This window comes from Pseudomonas sp. GD04158 (assembly GCF_029834875.1).
GTDB lineage: Bacteria > Pseudomonadota > Gammaproteobacteria > Pseudomonadales > Pseudomonadaceae > Aquipseudomonas > Aquipseudomonas hydrolytica.
On record NZ_JAODYT010000103.1, the window covers coordinates 1 to 10,883 of the forward strand.

Genomic DNA, 10,883 nt, shown 5'->3' on the forward strand with positions numbered 1-10,883 from the left:
CGTCGGCATCCTCGTCGAACCAGCGCTGGGTGACGGTCTTGGTCTGGGTGTAGAAGGTCACCACCTGCTTGCCGTAGGGGCCCAGGTCGCCGAGCTTGGAGGCGCGCGAGCCGGAGAAGGAGAACAGCGGCACCGGCACCGGGATCGGCACGTTGATGCCCACCTGGCCGACGTCGATCTCTTCCTGGAAGTGCCGCGCGGCGGCGCCGGAGCGGGTGAACAGGGCGGTGCCGTTGCCGTTCGGGTTGGCGTTGATGATGTCGATCGCCTCCTGCAGGCTGGCGGCCTGCATCACGCACAGCACCGGGCCGAAGATTTCCTCGCGGTACACGGTCATCTGCGCGGTGACTCCGGAGAAGATGGTCGGGCCGACGAAGTTGCCGTCCTGATAGCCCGGCACGTGCGGGTTGCGACCGTCCAGTTCCAGTTTGGCGCCTTCCTCGACGCCCTTGGCGATCAGGCCGGTGATGCGCTCCAGGGCGGCGCAGGAGATCACCGGGCCGATGTCGGTGCCCGGCTCGGTGCCGGCATTCACCTTGAGGGTCTTGGTGCGTTCGATCAGCTCCGGCAGCCAGGCCTGCGCCTCGCCGACCAGGATCACCACCGGCAGGGCCATGCAGCGCTGGCCGGCGGCGCCGAAGGAGGCGCCGAGCAGGTTGTTGAGGGTCTGCTGCTTGTTGGCGTCGGGCAGCACGATGGCGTGGTTCTTCGCCCCCATCATGCACTGGGCGCGCTTGCCGTTTTGGCTGGCGCGGTTGTAGACATGGGTGCCGACCTGGGTCGAACCGACGAAGGACACCGCCTTGATGTCCGGGTGGTCGCACAGCAGGTTCACCGCATCGACCCCGCCATGGATGACGTTGAGCACGCCCTTGGGCACGCCGGCCTCCAGGGCCAGTTCGACCAGGCGCATGGTCACCAGCGGGTCCTGCTCGGACGGCTTGAGCACGAAGGTGTTGCCGCAGGCGATGGCCATGGGGAACATCCACAGCGGGATCATCGCCGGGAAGTTGAACGGGGTGATGCCGGCGCATACGCCCAGGGGTTGCAGCAGGGTGTAGGTGTCGACGCCGCCGGCGACGTTGTTGGCCAGCTCGCCCATCTGCAGGGTGCCGATGCTGGCGGCATGCTCGACCACTTCCAGGCCGCGGAACACGTCGCCTTCGGCATCGGGCAGGGTCTTGCCCTGTTCGGCGGTGAGCAGGGCGGCCAGCTCCTTGATGTTGTCGCGGATCAGTTGCTGGTATTTGAGGAAGATCCGCGCGCGGGCGCCGATCGGGGTCTTGCGCCAGGTCTTGAAGGCTTCCTTGGCGGCGGCCACGGCGGCGTCCATTTCGGCGGCGGTGGCGAAGGGCACGCGGGCCAGCACCTGCTGGGTGGCCGGGTTGACCACGTCGCGCCACTGGGTGGTCTTGGATTCGACGAATTCGCCGTTGATGAGCAGCTTGACGCTGGGAACGCTGGAAGAGGTCATTTTCGGTCCTGCCTGCTTTCTTGAGGTCGAGTGGGTCCCCTCGGCCGGTGCGGCCGAGCGGTCGGGGTGGTTTGCGGAGGGCCGGCCCGCCGGCCCGGTTTCAGCCCTTGAGCTGCGGGAAGTCTTCTTCGAAGTATTCCTGCGCGCCGCGTTCGCCCTGGCGGCGCTGCACTTCCATCTGCCGCAGTTCGACCCGGCGGATCTTCCCGGAGATGGTCTTGGGCAGCTCGGTGACGAACTCGATGCGCCGCACCCGCTTGTAGGGCGCCAGGTGCTCGCGGGCGAAGGCCAGGATGTTTTCCGCCAGCGCGGCGCTGCCGGGTTCGTCGTGGGCGAGGATGAGGAAGGCCTTGGGCACGGCCAGGCGTACCGGGTCCGGGCTCGGCACGACCGCCACCTCCATCACCGCCGGGTGCTCGATCAGTGCGCTCTCCAGCTCGAAGGGGCTGATGCGGTAGTCGGAGGCCTTGAACACGTCATCGGCGCGGCCAACGAAGGTGACGTAGCCGTCGGCGTCGACCGACGCGGTGTCGCCGGTGCGGTAGTAGCCGCCGCGCATCACCTCGGCAGTCTTCTCCGGGCTGTCCTCGTAGCACAGCATCAGGCCCAGCGGATGGGGCTCCAGCGGCAGGGCCACCTCGCCATCGCTGGCCGGCTGGCCGTCGGGATCGAGCATGCACACCCGGTAGCCGGGCAGCGGACGGCCCATCGACCCGGGTTTGAGCGGCTGGCCGGGGGTGTTGCCGACCAGGGCGGTGGTTTCCGACTGGCCGAAACCGTCGCGCAACCACAGGCCCCAGGCATGCTGGATCTGCTCGATGATCTCCGGGTTGAGCGGCTCGCCGGCGCCCACCAGTTCGCGCAGGCGCAGGCGGCCTTTCAGGCTGGCCAGGTCTTCCTGGATCAGCATGCGCCATACCGTGGGCGGCGCGCACAGGCTGGTGACGCCGTATTTTTCCAGCACGCCGAGCAGGGCCGGAGCGCTGAAGCGGGCGACGTTGTGGATGAAGATGCAGGCGCCGGCGTTCCATGGCGCGAAGAAACAGCTCCAGGCGTGCTTGGCCCAGCCCGGCGAGGAGATGTTCAGGTGCAGGTCGCCCGGCTGCAGGCCGATCCAGTACATGGTCGAGAGGTGGCCGACCGGGTAGCTCTGGTGGCTGTGCAGGACCATCTTCGGTTTGCTGGTGGTGCCGGAGGTGAAGTACAGCAGCATGGGGTCGGTGGCCAGGGTGGTGCCCTCGGCAGTGAACGCGCTGGCGTGCTCCGCGTAGGCCTGGTGCGGCGTCCAGCCCGCCACTGGTGCACCGACGCAGATGCGCGCGCAGTCTGCGGCCAGGTCGGCGAACTTGCCGGTGTGCTCGCTGCCCACCACCAGGTGGCGTACCTGGCCGCGATCGATACGGTCGCGCAGGTCCTCGGCGGTGAGCAGGGCGGTGGCCGGGATCACCACGGCGCCGAGCTTGAAGGCGGCGAGCATGGTTTCCCACAGGGCGATGTGGTTGCCCAGCATCAGCAGCATGCGTTCGCCACGGCGCACGCCGAGGGCGCGCAGGTGGTTGGCCACGCGGTTGGAGCGCTCGGCCAGTTCGGCGAAGCTGTAGCGCTGCTCGCTGCCGTCTTCCTCGACTATCCACAGCGCCGGCGCCTGGTTGCCCTCGGCCATGGCGTCGAAGTAGTCCAGTGCCCAGTTGAACTGGTGCAACTGCGGCCAGCGGAAGTCGCGCACCGCGGTGGCGTAGTCGGTGCGGTGGGCCAGGAGGAAGTCGCGCGCGGCGACGAAGGGTTGGCTGTTGCGGTTCATGGCGGTTCTCCTGCGATCGGCGCGGTACGGGCGGTCAGGCGGCGCGGTGGCCGGCATGGACGAGGCACATGCGGGCGGTCGATGGCGGGAGGAGGGTGGCAGCGGAGGATGGTTTCATGGCGAGTGCCCTTGTTTATTTTTGTTGGGACTGGCCCGGTTTTATCACCAGGCTGGTGAGTCCAGTATAGGTAGGCATTGTTAGGATAAGAACACGTATGGATTCAGGTGCGATATGCAAAAATGTTGCATGTCCCGCAGCGATGTCCCCATGGCTTCTCGACGGTCCGGCCTGGCGGTGGGGATGAAGGGAAGGACCTGATACGCAGGCATAAAAAAGCGCGACGCAAGGAACTTGGTCGCGCTTGGGGCCTTTCGCCCCAGGGAGGCGCCAGGGGTTGGCGCCACGTGGGTCGCGTCAGTGACTGCTGGCGGCGGCTGCGCCGAAGCCGGTCTGGGCCCGCACGAACTGGTCGGCGTAGGCGGCGCGCTCGGCCTGGGCGCGCTTGCTGCGGTCCAGCTTGGAGACCAGCACTATGGTGACGAAGGCCAGCGGCATGGAGAACAGCGCGGGCTGGTCGTAGGGGAACAGCGCTTCGGCATGGCCCAGCACGCCGACCCACACCGAGGGCGAGCCGATCACCAGGGCCAGGGCGCTGATCAGGCCGGCCAGGCCGCCATAGACCGCACCACGGGTGGTAAGGCCGTCCCAGTACATGGCCATGATCAGCACCGGGAAGTTGGCCGAGGCGGCCACGCCGAAGGTCAGGCCGACCAGGAAGGCGATGTTCATCTGCTCGAAGAGAATGCCCAGGCCGATGGCGACCATACCGATGGCCACCGTGGCGATGCGCGAGACGCGCATCTCGTCCTTCTCGTTGGCGCGACCTTTCTTCAGCACCGAGGCGTAAAGGTCGTGGGAGATGGCCGAGGCGCCGGCCAGGGCCAGGCCGGCGACCACCGCGAGAATGGTGGCGAAGGCTACGGCGGAGAGGAAACCGAGGAACAGGTCGCCGCCCACTGCCTTGGCCAGGTGCATGGCCACCATGTTGCCGCCGCCGATCAGGGCGCCGCCGAGCTTGCCGTCGACGAAGTACTGCGGGTCGCCGCCGACGATGACGATGGCGCTGTAGCCCAGGGCGCAGACCACGAGGAAGAAGAAGCCGATGAACAGCGTGGCGAACAGCACCGAGCGTCGCGCCTCGCGGGCGTTGGGCACGGTGAAGAAGCGCATCAGGATGTGCGGCAGGCCGGCGATGCCGAAGACCAGGCCGAGCGACAGCGACACCGCATTGATCGGGTCGGCCAGCAGGGAGCCGGGGCCCATGATCTGCGCGCCGCTGGCATGCAGGGCCACGGCCTGCTCGGCCAGCGTCTCGAAACTGAAGTCGAAACGCGCCAGTGCCAGCACTGCCAGGGTAGTGCCGCCGCCGAGCAGCAGCACCGCCTTGGTGATCTGCACCCAGGTGGTGGCGAGCATGCCGCCGAAAATCACGTAGACCAGCATCAGCGCACCGACCACCACCACCGCGGTGCTGTAGTCGAGGCCGAACAGCAGCTTGATCAACTGGCCGGCGCCGACCATCTGCACCACCAGGTAGCAGCACACCACGGTCAGCGAGCCGAGCGCGGCGAAGCTGCGCACGCGGGTCTGGTCCAGCCGGTAGGAGACGATGTCGGCGAAGGTGTAGCGGCCCAGGTTGCGCAGGCGCTCGGCCATGAGGAAGGTGACGATGGGCCAGCCGACAAAGAAGCCGATGATGTAGACGAAGCCGTCGTAACCCCGGGCGAACACCAGGCTGGACAGGCCCAGCAGGGTGGCCGCCGACATGTAGTCGCCGGCGATCGCCAGACCGTTCTGAAAGCCGCTGATACCGCCGCCGGCGCTGTAGAAGTCGGCGGCCGAACGGGTGCGCCGCGCCGCCCACCAGGTGATCGCCAGGGTGGCTATGACGAAGACGAAGAACATGCCGATGGCATGCAGGTTGAGCGGCTGTTGCTCGGCCGTCAGTGGCGCGGCCTCGGCCAGTGGTGCGCAGAGCGCGAGCAGGAGGGCTGGACGTTTCATACCTGGGACTCCTCGAGGATCTGCGCGCTGAGCGTGTCGAAGTGCAGGTTGGCGCTGCGTACGTACCAGAGGGTGAGCAGCCAGCACAGCAGGATCAGCGCGGCTCCCAGGGGCAGGCCCAGGCTCAGGTTACTGCCGGCGTACAACGGCAGGTGCAGCCAGCCGGGAGCGAAGGCCACCAGCATGATGAAGCTGTAGTACAGGGCCAGCACCAGGCCGCTCAGGGCCCAGGCGAGGCGGGCGCGGCGGCGAGCGAGGCTCTGGAACTTGGGATTGCTGCGTATCAGTGCGCAGGTCAGCGCATGCTTGGCGTGACTACTCATGCTGGTGCTCCGTGGTTGTTGTTGTCGGATCGGTGCGGTTGCCGTCGCGCATGGCACGCGAACGGCGCGGTGAGGAGATCAGTGCCTGGGCGGGCGAGGGCGGTGCGGTTGTCGTCGACGGCGCAGTGAGCGCATGACGGCGCAGCGGCAGTGCGATCCGCAGCGGCCATAAGCGGCGGTGGTCGACCATGCGTTCATGCGATAAGCCCTGAATTGTTGTTGGAGGGGCCGGCCCGATCTGGTCAGGCGTTGTGTCAGGGAGTATATGTAGGCGTATTTACTCTATGTATTGACAAATAAGCCTGACTCATATGCAAAAAAACATGGTAATGGGGCGGATCAACTGGGACGACCTGCGCTTCTTCCTCGAAGTGGCGCGCACTCGCACCGCGAGTGCGGCGTCGCGCAGGCTGGGGGTGGACTACACCACGGTGTCGCGGCGCATCCGCAGCCTGGAGCAGAGCCTGGGCGCGCTATTGTTCGAGAAGTCGCGCAGCGCCGGCTTCGTCCTGACCAGCGAGGGGCAGCGCCTGCTGGGACACGTGGAGAGTCTGGAGGGCACCCTGCAGGTCGCCTGCGAACAGGTCTCCGGCAGCACCGGCGGGCTCGCCGGGCATCTGCGCATCGGTTGCACCGAGGCCTTCGGCTCCTGCTTCGTCACGGCGCAGATGAGCCATTTTCTCGACCACTACCCGAACATCTCGGTGGACATCCTGCCGGTACCGCACTTCATCAGCCTGTCGCGGCGCGAGGCGGACATCGCCATCACCCTGGAACGCCCGGAACGCGGCCCCTATGTCTGCTCGCGGCTGTGCGACTACCGCCTGCGCCTGTACGCCACGCCCGGCTACCTGGCCAACCACGCGCCGATCCGCAGCCGCGACGACCTGGCCGGGCATGCCTTCGTCACCTACGTCGAGGACCTGGCGTTCAGCTTCAAGCTGCTGTACCTCAACGACCTGCTACCCGGTGCGCACAGCCGCCTGCGCAGCACCAGCGTGGTGGCCCAGTACCATGCGGTCCTGGAAGGCCGCGCGCTGGCGATACTGCCGTGTTTTCTCGCCGGCCCCGATCCGCGCCTACAGGCGGTACTGCCGGACGAGGTCGAGGTGATGCGGCAGTTCTGGATGTACTACAGCGAGGATCTGCGCAAGCTCAAGCGGGTCACCCTGGTGGCCGAGTACCTGCGTGCCTGCGCCGAACTCAACCGCGGCCTGCTGCTGGGCGAGTCGACGGAGATGGCCTATCTGCCGAGCCTTTAGGCCGGCGAGCGGCCTGTGCGGTGCTCCTGGTGCTGTCGGGATCGGTGCGCACGGCGCACCCTACGCCTTGCATATGATTCGCGAGGCCTTGTCGTTGCGGTATTGCAGCTTGTCCAGCCCCAGCGACGCCTCGTCGGCCTGGCGGCGCGCCGCGAGAATCACCTCATGGTGCGCCGACTTGCTGCACACCGGGTCGGCGTTGCTGGCGTCGCCGGTGAGCATAAAGGCCTGGCAGCGACAACCGCCGAAATCCTTGTGCTTCTCATCGCAGCTGCGGCATGGCTCGGGCATCCAGTCGTCGCCACGGAAGCGATTGAAGCCGAAGGAATGCCGCCAGATATGTTCGACGCTGTGCTCGCGCACGTTGGGGAACTGCACCGGCAGCTGCCGCGCGCTGTGGCAAGGCAGCGCCGTGCCATCCGGGGTGATGTCGAGAAACAGATTGCCCCAGCCGTTCATGCAGGCCTTGGGGCGCTCCTCGTAGTAGTCGGGAGTGACGAAGATCAGCTTGCAGGGGTGGTTCTCCGCCGCCAGCTTGTCGCGCCACTGGTTGGTGATACGCTCGGCGCGCTCCAGTTGCGCACGGGTTGGCAGCAGGCCGGCGCGATTGAGCTCGGCCCAGCCGTAGAACTGGCAGGTGGCGAGTTCGACGAAGTCTGCCTCCAGCCCCAGGCACAGCTCGATGATGCGCTCGATATTGTCGATGTTGTGCCGGTGCGTGACGAAGTTCAGCACCATCGGGTAGCCATGGGCCTTGACCGCGCGGGCCATGGCCAGCTTCTGCGCGAAGGCCTTGTGCGAGCCGGCCAGGAGGTTGTTCACCTCCTCGTCGGCGGCCTGAAAGCTGATCTGGATATGGTCCAGCCCCGCCTCGGCGAACTCGGCAATCCTCGCTTCGGTCAGGCCGATACCGGAGGTGATCAGGTTGGTGTAGTAGCCCAGGCCGCGCGCCGCCGCGATCAGCTCGGCCAGGTCCTGACGCACCAGCGGCTCGCCGCCGGAGAAGCCCAGCTGCGCCGCGCCCAGCTCGCGGGCCTGGCGGAACACCTCGATCCACTCGGCGGTGCTGAGTTCGGAGCCCTGCTGGGAGAAATCCAGTGGATTGGAGCAGTACGGGCACTGCAGCGGGCAGCGGTAGGTCAGCTCGGCCAGCAGCCAGAGCGGCGGGCCGACCTCGACGGAGCGTTGCAAGGCTCTCTGCGTTGCCGAGGCACCGTTAGGAACGGGGTGGATCGCCGGCTCGGTCGCATGCTCTTGTACGTGTTGCACGCCGTGCTTCTTCGCCTGCTCCTGCGGGGCCGTCATCGGTACAGCCTCGGCGGCTTCGCCGACGCCTTGCAACGGTCCGCGGTCAGCGCAGTTCGATCCAGAACTGGGCATGAGCCACCTCGATGAACTGCTGCACATCGTCGCCCAGCTCCGCGACGTCGGGATAGCGCGCCTCCAGCTCGGCGACGATGTCCGCGACGCTGCGCTGGCCGTCGATCAACTGGAGAATCTCGCCGGCGCTGTCGTTGAGTTTGATCATGCCCTCGGGATAGAGCAACACGTGGCAGCCCTGGGCCGGCTCGAACTGCAGGCGGAAGCCGCGACGGATGGCGGGGACGTTGGGCAGGATGGTCGAGGTCATGGTTGCGGCTCCGTCGTGGTGCGCGCGGCGCACCCTACGTGGAATGCGGCCGTAGGGTGCGCCATGCGCACCGCTGTCTTGATCATAAAGCGATCCCCCGATGCCAGACGCGCTCGGCGGTTACCGTGTGGTACGGCGGGCGCTCCAGCTCGTAGGCCATGCTCATGGCGTCGAGCATGCTCCACAGCACGTCGAGCTTGAACTGCAGGATATTCAGCATGCGCTCCTGTGCCTCACGGGTGCAGTAGTGCTCGAGGGTGATGCGCAGGCCATGCTCGACGTCGCGGCGCGCCTGGCTCAGACGATTGCGGAAGTAGTCGTAGCCGGTCGCATCGATCCACGGGTAGTGCTGCGGCCAGGCGTCCAGGCGCGACTGGTGGATGGTCGGCGCGAACAGCTCGGTCAGCGAGCTGCTGGCCGCCTCCTGCCAACTGGCGCGGCGAGCGAAGTTGACGTAGGCGTCGACGGCGAAGCGCACGCCGGGCAGCACCAGCTCCTGCGACAGCACCTGCTCGCGGTCGAGACCGACCGCCTCGGCCAAGCGCAGCCAGGCCTCGATGCCGCCTTCCTCGCCTGGTGCCCCATCGTGGTCGAGGATGCGCTGAATCCACTCGCGCCGGGTCTCACGATCCGGGCAGTTGGCCATGATCGCGGCGTCCTTAAGTGGGATATTGACCTGATAGTAGAAGCGGTTCGCCACCCAGCCCTGGATCTGCTCGCGGGTGGCGCGCCCTTCGTACATGGCGCGATGAAAAGGATGATGGATGTGGTACAGCGCGCCCTTGGCGCGCAGGGCCTGCTCGAATTCGGCAGGGGTCATGGCAGCTTGGCTCATCAGGATCTCCGATACGCGTTGCCGTAGGGTGCGCCGTGCGCACCAGCATTCTTTGAAGTGCGCACAGCCTGGGCGGCCCCGCACACCCTACAAATGGATGCTCATGCCATCGAACGCGACCTCGATGCCGCGCGCGTCCAGCTCGGCACGCTCGGGCGAATCCAGGTCGAGAATCGGGTTGGTGTTGTTGATATGGATCAGGATCTTGCGTGCGGTCGGCAGGCCGTCGAGCACCTCGAGCATGCCGCCCGGGCCGCTCTGCGGCAGGTGGCCCATCTCGCTGCCGAGCTTGTCGCCCACCTCGCACACGCGCATCTCGTCGTCGCGCCACAGCGTGCCGTCCACCAGCAGGCAGTCGGCGCGGCGCATCCAGCCCAGCAGTTGCTCGTCCACCTGGCCCAGGCCGGGGGCGTAGAACAAGGTCCCGCCCGTGCGCAGGTCCTCGATGAACAGGCCGATGTTGTCGCCCGGGTGCGGATTGCCCCGATGCGGCGAATACGGCGGCGCGCTGCTGCGCAGGGCGATGGCGGTGAGGCGCAGCTCAGGACAGGCGGGGATGCTGAACGGCTTGGCATCCAGCTCGATCAGCCGGTGCTGCAGGCCGCCGTTCCAGTGGCTGAGCATGTTGAACAGCGGAAAGCCGGTGGTCAGGTCCTGATGGACCATCTCGGTGCACCAGACCTGATGCGGGCAGCCTTCGCGCAGGGTCAACAGGCCGGTGCAGTGGTCGATCTGGCTGTCGAGCAGGACGATGCCGGCAATCGCCGTGTCGCGCAGCTGGCGCGCCGGCTGCAGCGCCGGGAAGGCTTCGAGCTGGGCGCGGATGTCGGGCGAGGCGTTGCACAGGATCCACTGCTCGCCTTCGTCGGAGATGGCGATGGACGACTGGGTACGCGGCTGCGCCCGCAGGGTGCCGGCGCGCACGCCGCGGCAGTTGCGGCAGTTGCAGTTCCACTGGGGGAAACCGCCGCCGGCGGCGGAACCGAGAATCTGGATATGCATCTGGGCCTCGCGCGGCAAAAATCAGGCCCCGGCAGGCCGGGGCGGGAAACGCGGCGCGCCAGGCACGCCGCGGCAGGCTCAACGGTTGGCGAAGTACAGGGTCACTTCGAAGCCGATGCGCAGGTCGGTGTAGCTAGGTTTGGTCCACATGCTGCTGTTCCTCCGGTGCTTGGGGTGGTGTCCACGGGCGGGCCGAGCCCGCTCATGGGGGTCAGGGTCTGGCGGCTTGCTGCGCCTTGAGATGGTCCTCGTACTCGCGGCTCATCACATAGGCCTTGATCTGTTCCACCTCGGCCACGCTCAGCGAGTTCTTGAAGGATGGCATGCCCAGCGGACGGAGGATGCCGTCCCGGACGATCTGCTGGAAGTTGTCGCGGCGCCATTGATCCGTATGGCGCAGGTCGGGGATCAGGCCGCCGCTGACGGCGCCGACGCCGTGACACATCGAGCAGTAGTTGCCGTACAGCAGCTTGCCGGCGTCCAGGTCCGCG

The 10,883-nt window shown here is 67.0% G+C and carries 11 protein-coding genes; 1 reads left to right on the forward strand and 10 read right to left on the reverse strand.

What is annotated here, in order from left to right:
• The 4 genes from N7333_RS22385 to N7333_RS22400 all read right to left on the reverse strand — a co-directional run.
• Nucleotides 1-1,474, reverse strand: a 1,474-nt coding sequence (locus N7333_RS22385; protein WP_279859406.1) for a CoA-acylating methylmalonate-semialdehyde dehydrogenase, incomplete at its 3' end; no start/stop codon positions are given.
• Between the two features lie 100 nt (nt 1,475-1,574).
• Nucleotides 1,575-3,275, reverse strand: a complete 1,701-nt coding sequence (locus tag N7333_RS22390; RefSeq protein WP_279859407.1) for an AMP-binding protein — start codon at nt 3,273-3,275, stop codon at nt 1,575-1,577.
• 415 nt (nt 3,276-3,690) lie between these two features.
• Nucleotides 3,691-5,340, reverse strand: a complete 1,650-nt coding sequence (locus tag N7333_RS22395) for a cation acetate symporter (protein WP_092375755.1) — start codon at nt 5,338-5,340, stop codon at nt 3,691-3,693.
• Nucleotides 5,337-5,663, reverse strand: coding sequence for a DUF485 domain-containing protein (locus tag N7333_RS22400; protein WP_129482318.1), 327 nt, complete (start codon nt 5,661-5,663; stop codon nt 5,337-5,339). Before N7333_RS22400 ends, N7333_RS22395 begins: the two co-directional genes overlap by 4 nt.
• Before the next feature lie 311 nt (nt 5,664-5,974).
• Between N7333_RS22400 and N7333_RS22405 the strand changes: the two genes are divergently transcribed.
• Complete coding sequence (locus N7333_RS22405) at nt 5,975-6,925, forward strand: LysR family transcriptional regulator (RefSeq protein ID WP_129482319.1); 951 nt, start codon at nt 5,975-5,977, stop codon at nt 6,923-6,925.
• Nucleotides 6,926-6,985: 60 nt separating this feature from the next.
• Here the strand turns inward: N7333_RS22405 and pqqE are convergent, their stop codons facing one another.
• The 6 genes from pqqE to N7333_RS22435 all read right to left on the reverse strand — a co-directional run.
• On the reverse strand, nt 6,986-8,230 hold the full coding sequence (pqqE, locus tag N7333_RS22410) for a pyrroloquinoline quinone biosynthesis protein PqqE (RefSeq protein ID WP_252576640.1): 1,245 nt from the start codon (nt 8,228-8,230) through the stop codon (nt 6,986-6,988).
• A 46-nt stretch (nt 8,231-8,276) separates the two neighbouring features.
• Nucleotides 8,277-8,555, reverse strand: coding sequence for a pyrroloquinoline quinone biosynthesis peptide chaperone PqqD (gene pqqD / locus N7333_RS22415; RefSeq protein WP_092375744.1), 279 nt, complete (start codon nt 8,553-8,555; stop codon nt 8,277-8,279).
• A gap of 82 nt (nt 8,556-8,637) precedes the next feature.
• Nucleotides 8,638-9,390 (reverse strand): pyrroloquinoline-quinone synthase PqqC, encoded by a 753-nt coding sequence (gene pqqC, locus N7333_RS22420; RefSeq protein ID WP_129482320.1) that lies wholly within the window; start codon nt 9,388-9,390, stop codon nt 8,638-8,640.
• A gap of 87 nt (nt 9,391-9,477) precedes the next feature.
• Nucleotides 9,478-10,392 (reverse strand): pyrroloquinoline quinone biosynthesis protein PqqB, encoded by a 915-nt coding sequence (gene pqqB / locus N7333_RS22425; protein WP_129482321.1) that lies wholly within the window; start codon nt 10,390-10,392, stop codon nt 9,478-9,480.
• 78 nt (nt 10,393-10,470) lie between these two features.
• Nucleotides 10,471-10,542, reverse strand: a complete 72-nt coding sequence (gene pqqA / locus N7333_RS22430) for a pyrroloquinoline quinone precursor peptide PqqA (protein ID WP_003239771.1) — start codon at nt 10,540-10,542, stop codon at nt 10,471-10,473.
• 61 nt (nt 10,543-10,603) lie between these two features.
• A partial coding sequence (locus N7333_RS22435; RefSeq protein ID WP_279859408.1) for a cytochrome c occupies nt 10,604-10,883 on the reverse strand: 280 nt, incomplete at its 5' end.

Coding starts and splice junctions, on each gene's coding strand:
- N7333_RS22390 (WP_279859407.1), bottom strand. CDS start 3,275: ATGAACCGCAACAGCCAACCCTTCGTCGCCGCGCGCGACTTCCTCCTG.
- N7333_RS22395 (WP_092375755.1), bottom strand. CDS start 5,340: ATGAAACGTCCAGCCCTCCTGCTCGCGCTCTGCGCACCACTGGCCGAG.
- N7333_RS22400 (WP_129482318.1), bottom strand. CDS start 5,663: ATGAGTAGTCACGCCAAGCATGCGCTGACCTGCGCACTGATACGCAGC.
- pqqD (WP_092375744.1), bottom strand. CDS start 8,555: ATGACCTCGACCATCCTGCCCAACGTCCCCGCCATCCGTCGCGGCTTC.
- pqqB (WP_129482321.1), bottom strand. CDS start 10,392: ATGCATATCCAGATTCTCGGTTCCGCCGCCGGCGGCGGTTTCCCCCAG.
- pqqE (WP_252576640.1), bottom strand. CDS start 8,230: ATGACGGCCCCGCAGGAGCAGGCGAAGAAGCACGGCGTGCAACACGTA.
- N7333_RS22405 (WP_129482319.1), top strand. CDS start 5,975: ATGCAAAAAAACATGGTAATGGGGCGGATCAACTGGGACGACCTGCGC.
- pqqC (WP_129482320.1), bottom strand. CDS start 9,390: ATGAGCCAAGCTGCCATGACCCCTGCCGAATTCGAGCAGGCCCTGCGC.